We start from the raw sequence: 21,332 nt of genomic DNA, 5'->3' as shown, positions 1-21,332 counted from the left end.
CGGCGGCGCGCCGGTCAGTGTGCGGCGGGGACCCGGTCGGCCGACGCGATGAACTCCCGGACGACGGGCGCGATCTCGGCCTCCCAGCGGGAGCCGCTGAAGACGCCGTAGTGCCCCACGCCGTGCTGCAGGTGGTGGCGCTTGCGCTCGGCCGGGATGCCGGTGCACAGCCGGTGGGCGGCCTCGGTCTGGCCGGGGGAGCAGATGTCGTCGTTGGCGCCCTCGACGGTGAGCAGCGCGGTGTGCCGGATGGCGCCGGGGTCGACGCGCCGGCCCTGCCAGGTGAGCCGACCGCGGGGCAGCTCGTGCCGCATGAAGATGCGGTCGACCGTCTCCAGGTAGAACTCGGCCGGGACGTCCATGACCGCGCCGTACTCGTCGTAGAAGGCCTGGGTGGCCGCGGCCGCGGCGGTGTCGCCGCGCACCAGGTCGCGGTACATCTGCGCGTGCGCGCCCCAGTGCCGCCGCGGGTTCATCGACATGAACGCCGTCAACTGGACGACGCCGGGGTAGACCCGCCGCCCGGCGCCGGCGTAGCGGCGGGGGACGGTGTCGATGAGCCGCCGCTCGAACCACTCGAGCGGCTTGCCGGCGGCCGAGGTGTTGACCCGGTTGGGGTTGATGCGGGTGTCGATCGGCCCGGCCATCAGGGTGAGGCTGGCCGGCTGGGCGGGGTCGTCGTCGGCGGCGAGCAGCGCGACGGCGGCGAGCACCGGGACGGCGGGCTGGCAGACGGCGACGACGTGGCTGCCGGGGCCGAGGTGCCGCAGCGCGTCCACCACGTGCGCGACGTACTCGTCGAGGCCGAAGCGCCCGTGGGCGGTGGGGATGTCGCGGGCGTTGTGCCAGTCCATGACGTACACGTCGTGGTCGCTCAGCAGCGTGCGGATGGTCGGCCGGATGAGCGTGGTGAAGTGGCCGGACATCGGGCCGACGACGAGCACGCGGGGCTGGCCGGGCACGTCCGGCTTGGCGAAGTGCAGCAGGGTGCCGAACGGCGTGGCCGTCGCGGCCCGCTCGACGACGTCGGCGTCGCGGCCGTCGACCCGCACGGTGTCGATGCCGTAGGCGGGGCGGTCGTGGGTGGGGCGCGCCTTGGCGAGGATCTCGCAGGCGGCGCGGGCGTGCCGGACCGCGGGGTTCGTGGCGAGCGGGCCCGGCAGGGCGTGCAGGGCCCGGGCGGTGAGCGCCGTCGCGGCGGCCGCGGGGGCGCTCGCGCGGCGGTTGAGCTCGTAGGCGGTGTAGAGCATCGGCCTGCCTGTCCCCGGGTCGGTGGGGTGACGTGCGTCACCCTGCGGAAACGTAACCGCAACCGGGGACGGTGGCGCGGTGATCAGCGTGTCGGCGGCGCGTCGCCGACACGGCGGACGGTGCACGTCCTGCTGCGGCGCGTCCGGGCGCGCTCGGCCGACCCGGGGGCCGCGGTCCGCGTCGGTCTGCCGCGGGGGGACCGCTGGTGCAATCGGCGGCCCGACAACCCGGGACGAGGTGGACGCCGTGCCGAAGTTCGTCATCTTCTTCGCCTACCTGCCGGACACGTGGGACCGGCTGGTGCAGCAGCCCGGTGACCGCACCGCCGCGGTGCGGGCGTCGGCCGAGGCCGTGGGGGCGCGCTTGGAGGCCCTGTACTGGATGCTCGGCGAGGCCGACGGCATGGTGGTCCTCGAGGCGCCGGACGCCGAGACCGCGGCGGCGGTGACGCTCACCTCGGCCAGCACCGGCACGGTGCGCACGCTGGGCACCCACCAGCTGTTCGACCAGGACCAGCTGCAGTCGATCCTGGGGAAGGTGCGCACCGGCCGCGAAGTCTTCCGTGCACCCGGCAGCTGACCGCGTCAGGCGGCAGGTGCGCAGCTCCTCGGACGGCACCTGCTGCTACGACGGTGTGCCCGGTGCAGCAGTGCCGGTGCCCTCGTACTGATCGACGAACGCCACGAGCTCGGCGACGACCTCCGCGGCCGGCTTGAGCTCGGTGACCGAGCCGACGCCGGCGCCCGCGTACATGGCCATGGCGTCGACGTGGCCCTCGGCGCCGGCCATCGGCGGGATGCCGGAGCCGCACCAGACGGGCATGCGGCCGCGGCCCACCCGGGCGACGACGTCGTCGTCGATCTCGGCGACCCGCTCGACCGCGCGGCGCAGCACCCGCGCCCGGGCGCTGGTAGCACACAGCGGGCAGTCGGTGGCGAAGGCGCCGGTGATCTCGGTGCAGTCGCCGGTGGCGTCGACGACGGCCTGCTTGTACGCCGGGTGGGCGCCGGACTCTGTCGTCGCAATGAACCGCGTGCCGATGCGGGCGCCGTCCGCCCCTACCTTCAGGACCTCGGCCAAGGCTTGCCCGTCGGTGATGCCGCCGGCCGCGAGGACGGGGACGTCGACGGCGTCGAGCACTTTCCTGAGCAGTGGGAGCAGCGGCTCGCGGCCGCGGACGTGACCGCCGGCTTCGACGCCCTGCACGGTGACGAGGTCGCAGCCGGCGTCCACCGCGGCGCGCGCCTCGGCGAGCGACCCGACCTGCCAGTTCACGAGGGAGCCGGAGTCGTGGGCGATGTCGACGAGCCGCGGGGACGGGTCGAGCCAGAAGAAGTCGACCAGCCGCACTCTCCGGGCGAGGTCGACGAGCAGGTCGTCGTCGACGTCCGTGGTGAGGACGTTGACCGCCAGCGCCCCCGGCGTCCGCTCGCGCATCCCGTCCAGGCGGCGCAGCAGGGCCTCGGGCGGGGTGCCGAGCGCGGTGACGGTGCCGACGCCACCGGCGTCGGCGACCGCCACGGCGAGGTCCGGCGGTGAGACCGGCCCCATCGGCGCCTGCTGGACCGGCACCGTGCAGCCGACCAGATCGGTGAAGCGCGTCCGCACGGCCGGACGGTCCCGCTGCGGGCGGGCGCCGTCAAGGCGCCCACTGTTGCCATGACGGCTTGGACCCCACGGGGAAGGTCAGCAGCTCGCGTTCAAGCGTGTGAGCGCCATGGTCCGACGCCCGTCCTGCCCGATCCCCGCCCTCGACGCAGTGGTGGCGTCCACGGCGCGGACCGTTAAGGAGCCGATACCGATCACCAACCCGTTGGACCCGGACAACCAGTGCTTCCCGGCCGAGAGCGTACTCGCACGTGCCCCACGAGCCTGTCCGCTGTTCATTCCCAGTGTGGCTCCACGCTACGAGAAGAATCCCAGGTCAGGATTGACGAGTGACCCGATTACAAGGCCGCGGTCCAGGAATCGATTGAACTCCTCGCAACTAGTTTCAGGCAGGAGCGCACACGCATGGCAGGCGGCAAGGTTACAGGAATCCGGCCCCTGCCCGGCCTCACCCGCTTCCATGCAGATCGGGTCGGTTGAGCACCATTCCGCCGCCGCGAGTGCGGCGTCCCAGACGCGCTCAAGGTTTCCGGGCCGTCCCATCCGTACCAGCCCGCCCATGGTGCCCTCGGAGTCGCCTGCCGCCGTGTAGATCAAGATCCCCGCCATGGGGTCATCGCCGGTGGCAACGTAGAGGCGCTCCCGGAGGGACGCTGAGCTGTAGCCACATTCGAAGACGAACTGGTTGATCAGTAGGTGAGCGATCGTATGCAGTAGTACCAGTCGCGGCGAGATCTCGCGAGGCATCATTCCGCGATCCGCAACCGCTTTCCCGTAGCGTTGCACGATGAGGTCTGTCTGGCGCTGCACGGCCGACTTCTGCTCCCATCTGCTCAGAGCGGCCTCATCCAGCTCCAAATAGATGCCCTCGCCGCGCACCTCGTAGGCCGGTAGCCATTCGCGTGAGACAGGGGGCAACTGCCGCCAAAGGCGGCCCTTGCCTTCCTGTAATTTGAGGCCAGCCGAGTTCAGGCGGGTGAAGCCCCACAGGGCCCGCACCTCCCGCAGTGTCTCGACGAGCCGAACCCGCGGAAAAGAGGCGGCAAGGACCGGGTCGTATCCTGCAGCCGGCTTGGTGACGGTCAGGTCTGGATCATTGAGCTCGCCTCGGAGCAGGGCATGCTCCGGGCGCCGCCAGTCGGTCTGCGAGGTGTCATCCAGGGAGAGATCGTGCGCGTCGACAGGCTCGAAGAGCTCCTGCAGTGCCCCTTCGAGTTCTTCGTCGGAGTAGCGCTCCAGGTGCCCGTACTGGTCGGCTTGACGCACCGTGCCAGGATTCAGCATGCCCGACTGCTGGAGGACGCCGAGCATAGAGAACTGCGGCTTCCGCAGTACCTCCACTAAATCTGCGGGCGCCTGGTGGCCTTGCGGTACGTAGATGGAGCTCTCGACGAGAGGGAAGTATACGTTAGAAGCGCCACGCAGAGTCGCGCGAACCGGCCTTCCGCAGGCCTCTGTGTGATCGCCCAGCCAGGGAGCCCATCCCTGGCAGTCGTACGTTTGCCCGCCGCCGGCGAGCCGCTGAGTAAGAAAGGTCGAGGCCTGGCCTTGGTCATCCGCTGCGGTGTTCGTGATGTTCGTGAGCGGTCGGCGCTCGCCGCACTTGTCGCATGCTACGACCTGGCCCGACAGGGATCCGCCGCCGGTCGAGGAAAGCCGGAGTACGCCGCGGCAGGATGGCGACAAGGAGCTGTGCACCCATTCGCGCCACGGGAAATCGGATAGGTGCCCCCGCTCGCAGACGATAACGAACGGCACCTGAGACAGGATCGGCGCCTGCCGCTTCGTGTCTGCATGCTTGGGGTCCACACATCGCGCGCGTCCCTGCAGCGCCAGAGGATGCTCGTGTAGCCGTTTGCAGTACGGGCAGAAGCTCCACCGTGGGAAGCGCAGCGAAGGGACGGTGAGACGGAGATTCGGCTCCTGCTGCCCGTGGCCGCTCGATGTTCGGTAATCGGGTGGCAAGCGAAAGTGGGTCACGCCCAGCCTCTTCTGAAGGCGCCACTCCTCGATCCTGAAGTCGTGAAGCTCGACGTGGTCCCCGTCAAACCAGTGGTCCAGTCCCGCGATGAGGACCGATGACCCGCCGACCAGAACGCTCATGGCCCCGACGCCGAACGGCGAAATGAGCTGAGCTCTGCGGATCCCGCCTGCTGTCATGGCAGAGCCTCCTTGGCCATCGCTACGTGGTAAGCAGTCGTAACGGCGGTGCGGCATTCCGCATCGACGTTTCGCATGGAAGATGGAATCTCCCAGGATGGCGTCGGCGGCTCCGCGGTGCCGGGAAACCGCATCAGCCCATTGAGCGGGTCGCCGTACAGGTAATTTGCATCCCATTCGGTCCGGCCCCAGTGCTCCCACTCGCGCTTGGCCTGGCCAAGGATTTCTGCGGCTGTGGCGAGCTCGTTCGGGTCAACTGCCTCAAGTCGCTTGAGGAGCAGCGCACCGGCTTGGTCGAAGAGGCTCTGTGGAAAAGGCCACGGACTCATCCCCTGCGGCCCGTACATGCGCACGAAGGCGACCACCGCGCCCCGTAGCGCTCGCTGCACGACGGGCTTGGCGAAGGGAGTCACGCTGGTGGGCTCCACCTGGGCGTAGAGCGTCTCGTGGTAGCTCCGAAATCGTTCGTAGTGGCTCCGGTCCCGTGGCTTCGCAGCACCGTAGATCGTGACGGCGAGACCCGGGCGTTCCTCCCAGCGGCGCCCGATGCGGCCGGAGACCTGGATGTACTGGGCGGTCGTCTTGGGCTGCCCGACGACAGTCATGAGGGAGAGCCGATCGATGTCCACACCGACCTCGATGATGTTCGAGGCCAGGCAGATGCTGACTGCCTCGGAGGTGTCGTCCTGGGGCGTCTCAAGCTCCTGGATCGCCCGAGGGATCTCGTCGTCTCGCCGCCGACTGGTCAGCTCCAGCGGCGTCCCGGGAAAGCGGACGTCGTCGAGCTTGTCGCGGAGGCGCATGCCCACGATGTAGTCCGGGATGTCCGACTGCATCAGCGACAGCGTGTTGCCGAGCTCCCGAAGGCTGTTAAAGAACCAGAGGTTGGTCCACCAGGGGTCTTGCTCGGCCGACGAGGATAGCCTCAGCGGCGCCTGGAGCAGGGCGGCCCCGACACGGACCTGGACAGACTGTGTCGAACGCAGAGACGGGGCGTGGATGCCGACGTAGCGGCGCCCGTGCCGCAGCTTGCCGGACTCCTGATCCCGAGCCCACACGGCAAAGAAGGCGTCCTCGGCATCGAGTCCCTGAGGCGGAAAGAGGCGGACCTGCTGGCGCCCGTATATCGCGAGGGCCTGGTCCTGATACCGGCGGATCGTCGCCGTCGACGCAATGATCTTCGGTCGTATCGCTGGCGAGACGCTCTTATCCGTGCACAGATCCTCGATGACCGCCTCATACAGGCCGACCATCGAGCCGAGTGGCCCAGAGATGAGATGGAACTCGTCCTGAATGATGAGGTTCGGCGGCGGAAACTCCCGTTCGCCATTCGCGTCGATCCCGAAGATTGCCCGTGCCCGATCCCGCCAGGCCAGCATGGCGAACTTGTCGACCGTGCCTATGACAAGGGTGGGGCGCTGCTCGTAGATGTCGTCGTCGACAACGTACATGGGAAGCCCTGAATGGAACGCGCAGGATCGGTCCGGGCAGGCGAGTCGCACGTGGTCGCGATGCTTGATGTATCCGGGAATCACCAGCTGCTGCCCACGCCTGCGCCGTTGCCTCTGCTGCTCCTCGGTCGGGCCCATCTGAGCCCCACACCACGGGCAACGCAGCAGGAGGAACTTGTTGGGAGCGCTCGCGGGGTCCTTTGACAGCTCGTTCCATGCCTCAAGGGACTGTATGCGGGTATTGGGCGTCGTCGCGCCGCCGAGCCAGATCCCGACACTGAACTTGGCGTCCCCAAGGTCGTCTCGCGATCGTCGCAGATGCTCCAATGCGCATATCAGTGATGCGGCGCGAAGGAACTGCTGGGCAGTCAGCAGCCTGAGGGTGTAGCGCATCAGGACGTCGGTTCCGCGACCATCATGCGGGCGGGTGGCTCCGCTGTGGTTATGGTGAGCCCGCAGACGGCGGACGATCATGGAAAAGGCGGCCAGCGCCAGGTATGCCTCAGTCTTCCCGCCGCCCGTTGGGAAGAAGATCAACTCAATCGTCTCGCGCTCATCGTCTCGGCCATTCGCGGTGGACTCCAGGGCCGCCAGAAAGAATCCTATCTGGAAAGGCCTCCAGTACCCGCGACCCGGGGGTAGCTGTCCGATAGGGGCTGTCCCCGCGACGCGGACTAGCCCTGCCTGATCGACGCTGGTCTTTCGCAATGGCGAGGCGGAGCGGGCCTGCTGCGATATCATCGCCTCATTGGCTAGCCTAAAGGCTAGCGCCACAAGCGGGTCACGCTGGAGGAGTCGCCAGCCCGCGCGCATACGCTCAAGGGCGCGCGCGCATTCCCTCAGGTGCTCGTCAGCGGCGTCTTGCAGTTCAGGGGGAAGAGTTTCTCGCTCAATCTTCCGCTTCTGGATCCAGTCTTCATATGAGACAAGCAACTCCTCGATCTGGGACTCAGTGCCCGCACGATCGGCCGATGCGAGGACACGCATGTCCACCTTGAGCACAGAGCCGTCCCGCGCGCGGATGTCGGGTGTCACGCTCGGTGCCTCGAACTCCGGAAGGCACACGGCTCGCAAGGCTGTGACGGCTGCTGGCGGCTCTCGCTCCCAGTCGGCGGCGCACCCGTGGCCAATCGCGAACGTCTGATGACGCCGGTACAACAAGGCGATTGACTCTTCTTCAGGATCCGGACGCCGGTTCGATCGCCTCTCGCGGTAGGGAGGGATCGACGCGCCGCCACAAGCCTCGATCTCAAATCCGGCCTGAAACAGGCAGCTTGCACTACCCCGACCGGCGCTGCGGTTTGTCACCGTGACGGTAATGAGGCGCTGGCCGTCGATCACTCGGGAAAAGGCGCGCAGCTGAATGTTTCCCTTGTCGGCTCCCTCCACGGCCCACGACGCCGGGGACACTATGCGCCTGGCCTCCTGCTGGGCCAGATCCTCGGCGCGGAAGTGGCCCGCAGCCGTCACTGGGCGACGAACCCACCAGGTGCGACTGCTCCCCGCGACGGTGACCGTTATAGGGGAGTACGCACCGAAGGTAGCGCGTACGGCGAGGGACGAGTCCGGAAGCAGCTCGGCGCGGAAGGACAGGCCGATCGTGCTTTGCTCCCGGCCGTTCGCGAGACTTAAATCGAGGTCGTCTCCGTCATCGGCGACCTCGCCCGAGTCGTCAGGCTCGTGCACATCACCTACGTCCGGTGGGTTGTCGCGGGCGTCTGCCTCCAGCCCAGGCACGATCACCTGCAGGGGTGCGTCCTCGTCCAGGCGGGCGGGGTGAAGGACGCCGACGCCATATCGGCGTAGAGGCTCCGAATCGGTGAGGATCTCTTCATTGGTCTCGGCGTCGTGGTAGGGGCCGCGCACGTCGTCCCAGCTGGCGAACTGCAGTGGCATTGCAAGACTCAGCGGCTCGCCGACCACCCGTCCTGGGGTCGGGCCAAGAAGCTCCTCGGCCAGCGCTTGCTGGATGACGTCACGAGTTGCGGTCAAGTCCGGCATTAGACGGTCCCTATCACAGAGCGGGCGAGCTGGCCCATGGCCTGGGCTTCGGCGAGAATAAACAGTCTGTCGCTGGCACGGGAAAGCGCGACGTAAAGAAGGGCCTCGGCTGCCGGCCCTTCGACGTCATCCACGTCGGTCACGACGACGGCTGGCGCGTCCAGCCCCTTGAACGCATGGATGCTCGTGAACCCGATCTTGGTACCCCGCAGCTCGAAAGGCGCCAGCCTGTTTGCCCCCCGGCCGCGGGCTGCCAGGGCGGCTATTGAGTCGGCTGCCTTCGTCGAGAGGACCACTATTTCCTCGTTCGAGTAGTGCTCCGCTCTGAGCGCATCTAGTGCGCCCAGCAGGAGCTGCTCCTGCTGGGAGGGGCCGGTGTAGGCCCGGAAGACGGGGGCCACGCCATCGTCTCGGCGTCTATAGCCCTTGTAGGTGCCGTCCGGGAGCCCCGCGAGACGGCTAGCCGCCTCGCCGATCTGCGGCGTGTTCCTGCAGTTATGGAGCAACGTCGGCCTGCTGAAGTGCGGGCACCGGTCGGATAGAGCCGCACGGCCGTCATCCCCGCCTCCGTAGACGGCCTGTCTCTCGAAGTCGCCGAACATCAACCATCGTCCACCGCTGAGGCCACCCACCAGGGACGCATCGAGGACGTCGAGATACGCGGCGTTGGCCGCCAGGTCCTGCACCTCGTCCACGATGAGGGTGTCGAAGTCCCCCGGGTGGTCGAGGATGGATTCGAGTGCCAGCTCGGGGAGGGTCGTCCCCCACCACGACCGCCCTGGTGACTGCGGCACAGACGCTCCGGACTGCTCCAGCAGGTAGCTGTGGAGGGTCCCGGCCCACACGTTGGGCAGGTCATCGAAGCTTCTCGAGAGCCGACTCCCCAGCAGGCGGTTGAAGCACAGGGACAGCACGGTCGCGCCCCGGGCCGCGGCTCGTCGCGCAGCCTCGGCTGCCAGGAGTGACTTGCCGGTGCCAGCAGGCCCGGTGAAGAGCACCCGGCTCTCTTGCTCCATGAGGTCAAGAGCCTCGAATTGCTCCTCGATGAAGCTCAGCCGCTCCGCCGCCCGCTCGCGGGCGACCTCCTTGGTGGTCAGGGAGAGCTCAAAGCGCGGGCGAAGTTGTGATGCGAGGGCCTCGCACAGGGCCGCATCGGGGTCCTGCCGGTCGATGTCGAACCATGCGAAGGTTCGGGCGAAGTGCGCCCGGGCCTTGTGCATGACCGCGCGAAGGGTCTGGGAGACCGGGCGCCGGAGGTCATGACGATCCAGGAGCTGCCAGCTGTGCCACTCGGGCGTATCTGCCAGATTCGCGGAGGCCCCGGTGAACCAGACTGCCGACCAGATCGGCACCTGCTGAAGATCAAGCCTCTTACGTCCGAGGTAGTCCTTCACGGCATGGGCGCCGCGCGCGGCCTGGGCGAAGGGGCTCTTCTGCGTCGGGGCATCTTTCCCGAGATGCCAGAGTCCGTCCGGTCCCCGGTCTACCGTCCGGTGCGACTTGACTTCGAGGCAGAGAACGCCAAGGCGGGGGATGATGATCACAAAGTCGATCTCTCCCTCCAGCGCACGTCTCACGTCGGCGACGTGCAATGAATGGAGAACGATCCAGTCCCGGCAATCCGGGTCGTCCAGCAGTCGCTGGAAGATGAGCCTCTCGCCGGGGGCGGCATCCTTGTCGACGATTGGCGGGATCATTCGAGCCATCGCGCACTCCTCAGCGTGAATGGGCGACGAGTCGCTCCGACGGTTACGTCTTGCGCCTTCGGGTTGACCGCGATCACGCGGTAGGCGGTCAGGGTCGCGGTGATGGATTGGTCCGCCAGATGGAGCCGCTGGTGCCCGCTCTCTTCCAGCTCATGCAGGTCGGCCCTTTCGACCAGCGCCTCGAGCGCCGTCGTCAGCTCCGCGGCTGCGCGCTGGTGCGCTCTCCAAAGAGAGCGACCGCCGGACAGATACGGTCCGGGGTCTCGCACGCCCAGATACCGCAGTAGCAGAGCGAAGTCGTCGTCTCGCAGTGGGCGGATAGTGTCGGCGCCGGCCCAGTAGCGCAGATTCACGGTTTTCAGGCCCCGCCTCCGGAGCGCTGACTCAAAGTGGCGCGCTCCGATCCGCTCAATCTCTGCGCGCAGGAGAGCCTTCCACTCGTCCTGGCGGCTGCGAATGACACTGGCACTGCTGCCAAGTATTGCATCGGCCATCGTCTTGAGCGCGCCGGCGAAGGACCCGCCTTCGCGGAGCAGGAGCACGGAGTCGGTGGTCACTGTATCGGCGCTGAGGCTGAGCACGCGTTCGCCTTCGGGCGCTGCCAGGTCCAGCCCCCGGATGGATTTGGCATCCAAGGGAAGCCAGAGGCCATGGCCGCCCGACAGGACGAGGAGCCGGGCAGTGACCCGTTCCTCGCCAGTAGCCTCATCAGTGTGGGCGTTGGCCTCGCGGAGCAGCTCAGGCCACGCTGGCTGCGGTTGCTGCTCGGCGGCGACGTCGGCCTGGGGATCCTCCGGGCCGCCGCCGGGGTCTTCAGCCTTCTCGCCGTGGATGCGGACGGAGAGCGGCACCGTGGCGAGAGGCCCGAAGATTCCGGAGACGTACTCGGCGTCACGTAGGTGAGCGTGGTGCACGAGGGTGAGCTGTGTCGCCCGTGGGCATGTGAAGAGCCATCCCGGATACCAGTCACTTGCCCCTATTACTACCGCAAAGTCCCAGCGATGGAAATTCATTAGGTCCCGGGGCCTTAATACCGGGAAGGCTGCGCCGATGTGCCGGAGCCAGATTTCAGCTGCCTGGCGCGCCCTGGTGTCGGTGACGACGGCGCACGTCTCGGTCGGGTCGCCATCTTCGAGGCTCTGGAGAACCGCCTCAGACAGTGTCTGGTTATTCTCCATCAGCAGGTCCTGCCCGGCGTGCGATAGCGCGCGAAGCGCCATCTGCAGATCCTCGTCGACGAGATCGGCAAGGCCGTCGGCGCCGTCGATGACAGCGAGCAGCTTGGTGCGTGCAGTCGAGCCTGCGGCATCGAACGGAACCGCTTCCGTGCCTGCCCGCCACCGGGCCGACCGAGCGCTGGCGAGGACTTGTTCACCGGCGGCGGTAGCTCCTTCGTCGGTCAGGAGGCGCGAGAGTCGTGCCGTCGCCTGAGAGAATGCGCGCGCGGGTGGGCATGAGATGCGGTAGCGCTCGATTGAGGCTTCCGCGGCAAGTCTGTAGTCCGCCAGCGCGTGCTGGAGTGCGGTCACGCTGGCTCCTCGTACGCGAGAACCTCGCACCCGGCAGGCGGGGCCCAGCCAAGCTGGGAGCTGGCAAGAGGTTCACTATATGAGCGCGCCTGCATTAGCGCCGCGGTGGCTGCGTCCAGGCCGGGCTCACCTCGCCCGAGGGTGGCAATGACGTAACTGCCGCTTGCTTCGTTCAGCCATCTGCTCGTCGCGTATGCGCCCCGTAGCAGCGTCAGCGCGGGAGGGGAGGGCCAGGCATGCCATACTGCCTCCCTTGCGTGTGAGGACACGACGACGCTCTGGCAGCCCACGGGCATATGCGTGTCCAGCGGCCGCACGATCTGGCGCAACGATCCCATCACGGCGTCGTCGATTGCTGGGCCGAGTTGGACGTCGAGCTCATTTCTTAGTCGATCAATTGAGCCGACGATCAGGAGGCGAGTGCTCCACGATGTAGCAAAGGCTAAAGGATCGCGCGCTCGCAGGATTTGCTGAAGGAAGGCGGCATCGACCACGTCGGAACAGTCCGCCTTGGCGTCCTTCTTCTCCATCCAGTCGGGTAGCAGCCGGATCTCGTCGATCCGGCCACCCATGAAGTGGCCGTTTGATGTGCGGATGTTGCCTTGGTCGTCGAACCCGAGGAAGCGGCCTGTTCTTACATGGTGGCCGATGCGGAACCAGATCCAGTCACCAGTTGAAAGTGCGCTCCGGTCGCTGGCGGTGAGCGCGCCATCTTGCTCGCCTTGAAGGTACGATGCGCGGACGAAGCCAAAGGCTAGGGCAGCGGACGCCATCGCCGGAGTTGGAGCCGACACCGCCAGGACTCGGCGTGTGCCGATAGCTGCGGCGTCCTTGCACCATGTGGCGGCCTGGATCCCCAGGCGGACCCACTGAACGAACCAGCCAGGCGAGGGCTGGGCTGGTTGGCCTCCCTCGCTGAGCTGGAAGACCGTCACTCTCTGAGACCTCCTCGGTGCTGGATGATGCAGCCTAAGGCTGGCGTCACGTTGCATGCCCGCGGGCCATTGCTTCAGGGGCGCCCTTGATCCGGGCCGTCTGTGGATTGACTGGGCCTCGGTCGTCGGACAACGACAGGTTGGTTGAATCGATGGTTCCGGCGTGCAGACGCCTCCATGTCCGGCCTGGGCAGCGGCCACAGGAAGTCTTGCATCACCGTTCCTGAAGACGTGAGCTTGGGAATGCTTACTAGCCCGCCTGTGCGTCCGATCGAGCTTTGTGCCGGCCACGTGCGTGGGACCCCAGCATCAGTAGCAGGCGCCAGGGGCGCGGTCGGGTCGGTGTGCATCGCTGCAACCGCGAGGACGAAAACCGCCAAAACAGGGAGGTCAAGGGCGACTCCTTGCTTCGACTTTTGTGTCACCGGGCAGAGGGCGTCGAGCAGACCGAAAAGCCGGGTACCGGTGTGGCAGTCCAGTTCCTGAACGACGCAGGTGCACAGGCCGACCGCAAGACGCTCGAGCAACGGCCACAGCCGGCTGGCCTCGTCGTCGTCCAAGAAGAGCACCCAAGGCGTGGAGGGGACGTGCCCAGTGATGAAGGCAGCGGTCCGTCTTGCTTGCCAGCGGTCCCAACCCCCTGGGGTCGTCCATCAGGCACTTGAGACCCTCCTCCGGTGCGCCGTGATGGGCGCAACACTACGAGCGAGCCGCGACAGTTTCGAGTCGCTCTGGGGCGGATTGAGTCTCGAGAGAGAGCCGGTTCGATTGAGGTCGGGAGATCGGTGAGGTCAGGGAGCCGGTGTGGCCCGGTCAGACGGTGCGCCTTCAGCGGTGTCGGTCCCTGTGTCCGGTGCGAGACCGGAAGTGTCGGTGAGCGCTCGTACGGTGCCTGGCGTGTCGACGGCCTGCAACACGGTCTCCAGCGCCGACTCGAGGCTCTCGTGCTCCCAGATCCTGACCACGGTCCAGCCCGCGGTCACCAGGGCGGAGTTAGCTCGCCTGTCCCGCTCGATGTTTCGCTGCAACTTCGGAGACCAGTACCACTGGTTCCGCCCCGGCTGCCGTCCGTGCTCGGGGCAGACATGCCAGAAGCAGCCGTCGACGAAGACTGCGACCTTCCGCCGCGTGAAGACGATGTCCGGGCGGACGCGTGCGTCGGGTAGGTCTAGCCGCAGGTCCTTGCGGAAGCGGTATCCGCGGGCATGCAGGGCTGAGCGCAGCAACCGCTCGGGTCGCGAGTCGACTCTCTTGTTGGCCTGCATGTTGCGCGAACGGCCGGCGTTCAGCGGCATCGGCCGGCCAGCTTCCTGGCCTCCGTCCTCGGCTGTGGGCACGACGACAGTCTGCGCGTCGGGGCTGAGGGCTGGAGACAGTGACGGAGAATGGGTCCGGCCTGCCGGACGTCCAGGTAAGTGCCACCGAGGGAGAGCTGTGACCAAATTGAACGTCGTTGAGATCTGCGCCGGGGCTGGGGGGCAGTCCCTGGGACTGCATCTGGCCGGCTTCCGGCACGAACTCGCCGTCGAGCTAGACGAGACTGCAGCCACAACACTGCGTAACAACCTCTCCCGACTGACCCCGTCAGCGGACCCGGCGGAGCTCGTCGTCGTGGGAGACGTCGCTGACCCCGGTGTGTGGAGGCCCGAGGCCTTCGAGGATCGGGTGGCCCTGCTGGCCGGCGGGGTTCCATGCCCGCCGTTTAGTGTCGCGGGCAAGCAGCTGGGGGCGGGTGACGAGCGCGACCTGTTCGCGTGGGCGGTCAGCGTCACTGGACAGGTCCGGCCCGAGGCGTTGCTCCTGGAGAACGTCCGCGGTCTAAACGACGCTCGTTTCGGCGGGTACCGGCAAGCCGTCATCGACCAGCTCCAAGACCTCGGTTACCGGGCCGATTGGAAGCTGCTGCATGCCAGGGACTACGGCGTTCCCCAGCTGCGGCCACGCATGGTCCTCGTGGCGCTGCGCCCCGAATACGTTGACTACTTCGAGTGGCCTGATCCGAAGCCCACGACTCTCACCGTGGGAAGCGCGCTGGCTGATCTCATGGGCGCGAACGGGTTCCGGTACATCGATGAGTGGGTCGAGCGGGCTGATGCAATTGCTCCCACCATCGTCGGTGGAAGTAAGAAGCACGGCGGAGCCGACCTCGGGCCTACCCGCGCAAAGCGAGCGTGGGAAGAGCTTTGGGTCGACGCCCACGGGTTGGCCAATGAGGCGCCAGGGGAGGACTGGGACCGGGACCTTGAAAAGCATCGGCGAGGTCCCAAGCTAACGGTCGACATGGTGGCGCGTCTGCAGGGCTGGCTCAACGAGCCTGACTACGAGTGGCACTTCGCCGGCCAGAAGACCAGTCGCTATCGGCAGGTCGGGAACGCCTTTCCACCGCCGGTGGCCCGGGCGGTCGGCGAAAGCATCGCGCGAGCCTTGCGTAAGGAAAAGGTGGCCGGGACTCCCCGTGCTGATCTCAAAATGCACGACGAGGTTTATCACGTCATGCGCGACGCCGAGGATTTCCTCACGCCCTACCGCATCTCGCAGTTGTTGGGTCGCCGGGTGTCCATTGAAGACGTCGAGAAGCGGATTGCGCACCTGCGTCACGACTTCGAGGTTGAGGAGCGCAGCAGCGGCGGGCGCACGTCGTACCTGCTGGGCGAGTGGCGTGCATTCCAGGGGCAGGCGGACCACAAGCGACACGAGGCGTTCGCCGCAAGGCGCAGCCGCGGCCGAATCAGCTGAGTCGAGGAGCCCTGCGACCGAGGTCGCAGGGCTCCTCTCCGGCCGGACTAGCAACCGGCCATGCCCTCGAGTGCCGCGACGAGCTGGCTCCGCTCACTGTCTGACAGGCGTCGGACCCGGGTGTAGAACTCGTCCACCCTCGTCTGGGGGCGCCGGTTCAACCGGATTCGGCGCAGCAGCTCCTTTTTCTCGCTCTGGCTCATCGACCGGATGCCTGGCATGAGCTCCTGGAGCGTCAGCGGGTTCGGCAATTCATCACGAACGGGCTCGTTGCACCGGGCGCATTCGGATTGCAGGTCTTCAACCGTCGTCTCCTTGCCGAGACGCGCCCCTGGGATTCGGTGCCCAAGCGTCAGCCGTGCGGTCTTGCCCGGTTCGTCGTCGTACTCCTCGCGAGCTCCGATCCCGCAGACGACGCACATCCAGCTGTCTCGCTCGTGGACGCGCCGGCGCATGCTTTCCGAAGGCTTGTCGTCGACAGGCCGGTCGAACCCACAGCCGGGATGCCAACCGATCTTCGCCACGCGGTACTCATCGAGAGCGAGGTCGGCGCTGTCGCGCTGGCTCTGGAGAACCCAGCCGTCCCTCGTCCGCAACTGGCGCAGGCGGCGGTTGAGGTGCTCCGCACTGTTGGGCACGCTCGCGCCGAGCGCCGCCCGCAGGGAACGCATGGTGAAGCGTCCACCCTGCCTGACGTGGAAAGCCAGGTAGGCCGCGAGCTTCCGCTCGTCGCCGAAAGCCCGACTACGACTTCCTGGGGCGACGGTCAGTTCCCACCAGAGAACCCCGTTAGGGGCGTAGGCGGCGCTTGGGTAGTGCAGGTCGATCGTGCGTTTGCCGGTCACGCCTCTGCTTATCACCGGGCCGATCTGGTTCCGGTGGACTGAGACTGCAGACGGCGAGTCGTGACCATCGCTGTCCGGAGACTTCGGGCACGACCATGCCGGGATGTCTGCGGGTCAGTCGTGGGCCAGGACGTGGGGGAGGCCGCCGACACTCGCGAAGGCGGGCGCATGACTGAGGTGCTCTGCCGGAGCGCCCACGCGGTGGCTACCAGCGGTCGCAACTCGGCGCGGGCGAGACGCTGGGGTGACCACGTCGCGGCGCTATTCGCTGGTCCATGTCCTGCTCGCGGCGCTGGGACGGAGCAAGCAGGTCAGCACGAATAACTTCGACGACCTGTACGAGAGGGCAGTCCTGGCCGTCACAGGTCAAGACATCCCGTTCGTCCTCACCTGATTGGGAGCCCGAGGACGACCCTGCGACAAGAGCGTGGCTGCCTGTTGAAGCTCCACAGTGATGCCCGGCGACCGCAGAGCATCCTGCTCGACTGGCGGTCCTTCGTTCGCTACGACGCCCACCCAGCGGCCGCTCGCCAGCGTCTTGCAGACGACGCTGCTGACCGAGCACCTGCTCGTCGTCGGCGCCTCCGTGACGGACGACAAACGTGATCCGCCTCGTGCACGAGGTCGCCACCCTCAACGAGGACCACGACCGGAAACCGGACGATGGGGACGCTGCTAACGCTCGAGGAGCAGGAGCTCACCGCGAGGCTGTGGGCGCCGGAGTTCACCACCGTGTCGCTGTGACCGCCCAGGCCGGCGGGAGAGTCGCAGGACGAGGCCGCGGCACGCATCGCACAGGCCGGCCGGTCGCTCGAGATCTTCCTCGACCGCGTCGCCGCCCTGGCCGCTCAGAATCGGTGCACCACCTGCTGGACCGGCGCCATGCGGACCTCTTCGCCGACGGGGCGGACGAGGAGTGCGCCGTCGCGGAGCAACTGGCCGACGCCGCCGAGAGGATCCGACAGCACCTCCCGACGTCTGAGCGGGGTGCTGAGTGGGACTGGGTGCTAGCGCAGTTGGAGAGCTGGGTGCCCGCCGGCGTTCACCGCGCCACCTCCGGATCGGCTGGGCGGACGCGTTAGGAACACCGGCACGTGGCAAGAACACTGAGCCGCATGCCGCAGGACGGACACAGCGGGGCCTCGTGGACCGTCCGGCTCGTCTGAGCAGCCGCGTTGACCTTGATCACCATGGCTGGCTTCGTGCCCTTGGCGGCACGTCCGTCCGGTGAGCGCGACCGCCAGCGACGAGTCAGCACTTCGGCGACCTGGGCCTTATCGACGTCGCCCCCACGCGTCCGCAGGAGAGCGGCAAGGCTCCTGTGACCCATCATTGGGTTGGCGTGCGCAGCACGGCGGATATCCGACGCCAGCTTTTGAGTGACCCGGCTCGTCTCAGTCGCGCGCCTACAGGTGCGGGCTGATGCGAGAGGCCGCCCCAGGATGGCCGCGACCTGGGACGGGGAGACCGGAGTGCCGGCCCTCGTAGGCGAGGCTGCAAGGCTCACGACATCTGCCCGGGGATCGACCCGAGCGGCGGCAAGTCTCTTCTTGCGCACCGACCTGGGGACCGAGACCGAGGTGCCCCGAGCCGATGCCAACCCGCCACCTTGCCCAGTCGTTCCGGCGACGGCGCTCCGGCCATCGCGGGCCCAGGATTTGGACGTCCGGGCCGTCTTGGCGCTACGCCCCGCGTCACGGCGAACCGATCGGGTGGTCGACAGCCCCGACGACTGGAGGTCCCACGGAGCCTGCCATTCGACGAGCTCGTCATCGGGGACGTCGTCGGGTAGCTGCCGTGCGTGGTCGGCGTGCCAATCCCCGATCGACCGGGCCATGTGTCCTCCTCCAAGACGCTGGGTCCGGAGATGATCACAGGGGTGTGACAGGGGAGACAGCTCCGCGTCCAAGCTCGGAGCGTCGCCCGAGTGGGTGAGGCACGGTCTGTCAGGGGCGACGTGTCGGGAGCTCCGTCGGCACGTCCCCGCGGTTGACTCCGGCCGCAGCCAGCAGTTCGTTGACCGCCCGCTGCAGCGCCACGGTGATCGAGTGGCCCGGCAGCCGCTTGGCCACGGCCCGTTCGACGCTCGTGTAGTACCAGAGCAGTTCCTCGCGCGAGGCGTTGAACGTCGACCAGAAGTCCGGCCCGTAGAAGCGGACGTCGGCGGCGATGCAGAGCCCGTTGTGCGTCTTGTCCGCCGCGGTCACCAGCAGGGCGTCGAGCGGCTTGTCCCGCAGCCCGGCGACGTACGGCCGCTTGCGCTCGGCCCATGTGCCGCTGCGGTTGCCCTCGGCGTCCAGCCCGTCCGAGCACGCCCGCACCATGTCCGCAACGTCGTCGCCGAACCGCTCCCGGATGTCGGCCAGCACCGCGCCGCCGGTGCCCTTCGGCGCGTCCTCGACGGCGTCGTGCAGCAGCCCGGCGATCGCCTGGTCCTCGCTGCCGCCGTGCTCGAGCACCAGCGCGCTGACGCTCATGAGGTGCGTCATGTACGGCACCCGCGAGCCCTTGCGCAGCTGCTTGCGGTGGTGCTCCGACGTATACGTCAGCGCCTCGTCGTACCGGGTCGACAGCGGGCCGCTGCCCATGTTCTTGCGGTCCTCGAGCGTCGTCATCCGTCCCGTCCTCTCATCACTGCCGTCACCACTGCGTACAACCATCAGTGACCGCGTCGTCCTCCGCGGGTCACCCGGTCGTGTGGCAGCTCGGCTGGCAGGGATCGTCGCCCTCGGTCCCACACGTGGGCGATCGGCGGCCATCACCGCACAGCCCTCACCTCGGCCGCATCCGTCGCGTGTGAGCGGTGCTTCCTGCGCGTGGACAAGCGGCTGATCCTCCGGCGTGCGGGTCACCGCTGTGAGCACCACTCCTGGCTCGGCGGTCGGTGCCAGGCACGAAGGACCTGCAGGCCCACCACGTGCACCTACAGCAGGGGCGGGTCGACCAGCGTCGCGACCGGATCGGGCGTCGGCGGGCCGCCTATCTCCCGGCTGGTGCTCCGACCGATGTCGTCCGCCACGCGGACCGGCCGGCACCGATCGGCCCTCCCTACTTGGGATGACGGCGACCGCTGACGAGGCTCCGCCGGTTTACGACACGAATACGTTCCGATCGTCGTCCGTCCCCGTCGTGTGTCACGGCGCGTCCGGCGACCAGGGGAGCCGTCACCCACGAGCACCCCTCGTGTCATCCAACTGCGGGCGGTGCGCCTGGGACAGGAGCGAGCGTGGCCGGGCTCATCACCGATCAGGTCGACCTCGGTTACCGCACCCTGCGCGTCCCGTGGCGGCGCCACCTCCGGCTGCGCTGGTACGCCCGCACCGACCGCCGCGCGGGCCTTCCGGTGGGTCTCGACGCCGCCAGCACCCCCGTCCTGCACGAGCTCGTCTCCGAGTTCGGCGACGCCTGTGAGCGGGAGCGCACCCGGTACCTCGCCGACGTCGACGACCTCGTCGTGCGTCTCGGGCAGATCGAGGCGCGCCTGTCCTCGCTGATGAGCGCCCTGGTGCGCCAGGCCGACGAGGTCGGACGCTGCACGCAGCCGCCGACCGAGGAGTGGCTGGCGATGCGCTACCCCAACGAGGACGCGATGTCCCCGGCGGCCACCCGCGAGCGCCGGGCCGTCGCGCACCGCCGCCAGCTCGACCGGGCCCGCACCGCGCACGCCGACCTGCAGGCGCAACTCGACGCAGCGCTGGCCGAGCAGGCCGACCTGAAGGCCCGCCTGCGGAGCAAGGCCGACGTCGCCCGGTCCCGCGTCGTCCGGCTCAGCGAGTTCACCAACCGCCAGGCCGCCGTCTACCGCCGGGCCCTCATCCGCCGGCACCCGGAGCGCGACGAGCTGGTGCGCCGGTGGAGCACCGACCTCGCCCGGCCGCCGGCCTGGGCCGCGGGCGACCCGTCCTTGCCGACCCACGAACCCCAGGGAGTCCTAGCGTGAGCCGTCCGCGGTCCCGTTCCCCGCAGCACGGGCAGCCCGCCGTCACCATCGACGTCGCCTGGCCGCCGGCCGCGCGTTCCGACGTGCGCGAGGACGTCCGGGGCCGGGTGGCGCAGCTCGCCGCCGCCGGCTCGCTCGACGCCGCCAACGGGGACGTCCTCGACGCCTGGCTGGACGGCACCCGCCGCACCCGGCGCGCCGTCGCCGAGGCCGAGCGGACGCAGGCCGCGGCCGCCGCGCAGCGCGACATCGCCCGCCTCGAGGCCGAGGTGCTCGTCGCCGACCAGCGGCTGGAGTCCGCGCAGGCGGAGGTCGAGCACACCGAGCGCATGATCGGCATCCTCGAGGCGCAGCTCCTCGAGCCCGCCGAGCGCGCGCCGGTCGAGTCCCGCGAGCGCCGCCGCCGCCCGCGGCCCACCCTGGACCCGCTCGAGGGCCTGGTGCGGCGCCCCTGGCACAGCGCGATCGTGATCGGGCTGCTGCTGCTCGCCGCGGCCGGTGACCTGGCCACCTTCTACGTCGTCCTCGCCACCGCCTACCGCGAGGCCGGCGAGCTGATCATCGGTGCGCTGACCGCCGCGTTCGCCGCCGCGTCGGTCGGCCTGATGCACGGCATCGGCCGCGCGGTGAAGGACCTCCGCGAGGCCCGCGGCGGCATCGGCCGGGTGGCCATCGCGCTCATGACGATCGGCTGGGTGGCACTGGGCAGCGTCGCCTTCTTCTTCCGGCTCGAGTCGGAGGACGCCGGCACCACCACCGCCGGCTTCGGCGACGCCGCCACCACGACCACCGGCACGGACCCGCTGCTGTCGGCCGTGCTCCTGGCCGGGCTGTTCCTCGCCTCCGGGCTGCTGGCCTACTACGCCGGCTTCTCCGAGCACCACCCGCGGATGAAGACCTACCTCGCCCTGCGCAAGCGGCTGCCGAAGCAGCGCCGGGACGTCGCCGCGGAGACGCAGGCGCTCAACGACGCTCGCCACAAGCTCGAGCTCGCCCGCGGCGACGCCGAGCGGGCCGCGGAGCGGACCCGCGCCGAGCTCGTCCGCCTCGACGCCGAGATCGACGAGATCAAGGAGCTGGTGCGCGTCGAGGTGGCGGCCCACCTCGGCCTGCCCGAGGCGACGACGGGTCTCGTCACCGGCCGCGCCGCCACGTCCTGAACGCTGCCCG

At 68.4% G+C, this 21,332-nt stretch carries 15 protein-coding genes; 5 read left to right on the top strand and 10 right to left on the bottom strand.

Going from position 1 to position 21,332, the window contains the following annotated elements:
• Window positions 1-14: 14 nt before the first annotated feature.
• Complete coding sequence (gene phaZ, locus ACI780_RS18100) at window positions 15-1,250, bottom strand: polyhydroxyalkanoate depolymerase (RefSeq protein ID WP_457004710.1); 1,236 nt, start codon at window positions 1,248-1,250, stop codon at window positions 15-17.
• A gap of 247 nt (window positions 1,251-1,497) precedes the next feature.
• Between phaZ and ACI780_RS18095 the strand changes: the two genes are divergently transcribed.
• Window positions 1,498-1,830 carry a GYD domain-containing protein gene (locus ACI780_RS18095; RefSeq protein ID WP_457004708.1) on the top strand — a complete coding sequence of 111 codons (333 nt, stop codon included), beginning with the start codon at window positions 1,498-1,500 and terminating at the stop codon, window positions 1,828-1,830.
• A 45-nt stretch (window positions 1,831-1,875) separates the two neighbouring features.
• Here the strand turns inward: ACI780_RS18095 and ACI780_RS18090 are convergent, their stop codons facing one another.
• From ACI780_RS18090 to ACI780_RS18060, 7 genes are all read right to left on the bottom strand, one after another.
• Window positions 1,876-2,859, bottom strand: coding sequence for an NAD(P)H-dependent flavin oxidoreductase (locus tag ACI780_RS18090; protein WP_457004706.1), 984 nt, complete (start codon window positions 2,857-2,859; stop codon window positions 1,876-1,878).
• A 297-nt stretch (window positions 2,860-3,156) separates the two neighbouring features.
• On the bottom strand, window positions 3,157-5,019 hold the full coding sequence (gene drmB, locus ACI780_RS18085) for a DrmB family protein (RefSeq protein WP_457004704.1): 1,863 nt from the start codon (window positions 5,017-5,019) through the stop codon (window positions 3,157-3,159).
• A complete protein-coding gene (locus ACI780_RS18080; protein ID WP_457004702.1) occupies window positions 5,016-8,471 on the bottom strand; it encodes a helicase-related protein in 3,456 nt (1,151 codons plus the stop codon). Before ACI780_RS18080 ends, drmB begins: the two co-directional genes overlap by 4 nt.
• A complete protein-coding gene (locus tag ACI780_RS18075; RefSeq protein WP_457004700.1) occupies window positions 8,471-10,177 on the bottom strand; it encodes an NERD domain-containing protein in 1,707 nt (568 codons plus the stop codon). Before ACI780_RS18075 ends, ACI780_RS18080 begins: the two co-directional genes overlap by 1 nt.
• Window positions 10,165-11,706 carry a hypothetical protein gene (locus tag ACI780_RS18070; RefSeq protein WP_457004698.1) on the bottom strand — a complete coding sequence of 514 codons (1,542 nt, stop codon included), beginning with the start codon at window positions 11,704-11,706 and terminating at the stop codon, window positions 10,165-10,167. The genes ACI780_RS18075 and ACI780_RS18070 overlap by 13 nt, the downstream gene beginning before the upstream one ends.
• Window positions 11,703-12,641, bottom strand: a complete 939-nt coding sequence (locus tag ACI780_RS18065; RefSeq protein ID WP_457004696.1) for a hypothetical protein — start codon at window positions 12,639-12,641, stop codon at window positions 11,703-11,705. The genes ACI780_RS18070 and ACI780_RS18065 overlap by 4 nt, the downstream gene beginning before the upstream one ends.
• A gap of 791 nt (window positions 12,642-13,432) precedes the next feature.
• On the bottom strand, window positions 13,433-13,978 hold the full coding sequence (locus ACI780_RS18060; protein ID WP_457004694.1) for a very short patch repair endonuclease: 546 nt from the start codon (window positions 13,976-13,978) through the stop codon (window positions 13,433-13,435).
• A gap of 97 nt (window positions 13,979-14,075) precedes the next feature.
• Between ACI780_RS18060 and ACI780_RS18055 the strand changes: the two genes are divergently transcribed.
• The gene (locus ACI780_RS18055; RefSeq protein ID WP_457004692.1) at window positions 14,076-15,377 is read left to right on the top strand and encodes a DNA cytosine methyltransferase; all 1,302 of its coding nucleotides are present in this window, start codon (window positions 14,076-14,078) and stop codon (window positions 15,375-15,377) included.
• Window positions 15,378-15,424: 47 nt separating this feature from the next.
• Here ACI780_RS18055 and ACI780_RS18050 read toward each other — a convergent pair whose 3' ends face one another.
• Entirely contained in the window at window positions 15,425-16,222 is a 798-nt protein-coding gene (locus tag ACI780_RS18050; protein WP_457004690.1) for an HNH endonuclease, read from the bottom strand.
• Window positions 16,223-16,466: 244 nt separating this feature from the next.
• Here ACI780_RS18050 and ACI780_RS18045 point away from each other — a divergent pair, with 244 nt between their 5' ends.
• The gene (locus ACI780_RS18045; RefSeq protein WP_457004688.1) at window positions 16,467-16,616 is read left to right on the top strand and encodes a hypothetical protein; all 150 of its coding nucleotides are present in this window, start codon (window positions 16,467-16,469) and stop codon (window positions 16,614-16,616) included.
• Window positions 16,617-18,168: 1,552 nt separating this feature from the next.
• Here ACI780_RS18045 and ACI780_RS18040 read toward each other — a convergent pair.
• On the bottom strand, window positions 18,169-18,837 hold the full coding sequence (locus tag ACI780_RS18040) for an HD domain-containing protein (RefSeq protein ID WP_457004686.1): 669 nt from the start codon (window positions 18,835-18,837) through the stop codon (window positions 18,169-18,171).
• A gap of 611 nt (window positions 18,838-19,448) precedes the next feature.
• Here ACI780_RS18040 and ACI780_RS18035 point away from each other — a divergent pair.
• Window positions 19,449-20,162: a hypothetical protein gene (locus ACI780_RS18035; protein ID WP_457004684.1), complete on the top strand. Its 714-nt coding sequence runs from the start codon at window positions 19,449-19,451 to the stop codon at window positions 20,160-20,162.
• Window positions 20,159-21,322, top strand: a complete 1,164-nt coding sequence (locus ACI780_RS18030; protein ID WP_457004682.1) for a hypothetical protein — start codon at window positions 20,159-20,161, stop codon at window positions 21,320-21,322. The genes ACI780_RS18035 and ACI780_RS18030 overlap by 4 nt, the downstream gene beginning before the upstream one ends.
• The last annotated feature ends 10 nt before the right edge of the window (window positions 21,323-21,332 follow it).

This window comes from Geodermatophilus sp. SYSU D00814 (assembly GCF_054050055.1).
Note: the sequence above shows the minus strand (reverse complement) of the source record. Positions and strands in the feature narration are given on the sequence as shown.

What these genes read in the sequence shown, in the direction of transcription:
- phaZ (WP_457004710.1), bottom strand. Translation starts at nt 1,250, where the DNA reads ATGCTCTACACCGCCTACGAGCTCAACCGCCGCGCGAGCGCCCCCGCG.
- ACI780_RS18075 (WP_457004700.1), bottom strand. Translation starts at nt 10,177, where the DNA reads ATGGCTCGAATGATCCCGCCAATCGTCGACAAGGATGCCGCCCCCGGC.
- ACI780_RS18040 (WP_457004686.1), bottom strand. Translation starts at nt 18,837, where the DNA reads ATGACGACGCTCGAGGACCGCAAGAACATGGGCAGCGGCCCGCTGTCG.
- ACI780_RS18080 (WP_457004702.1), bottom strand. Translation starts at nt 8,471, where the DNA reads ATGCCGGACTTGACCGCAACTCGTGACGTCATCCAGCAAGCGCTGGCC.
- drmB (WP_457004704.1), bottom strand. Translation starts at nt 5,019, where the DNA reads ATGACAGCAGGCGGGATCCGCAGAGCTCAGCTCATTTCGCCGTTCGGC.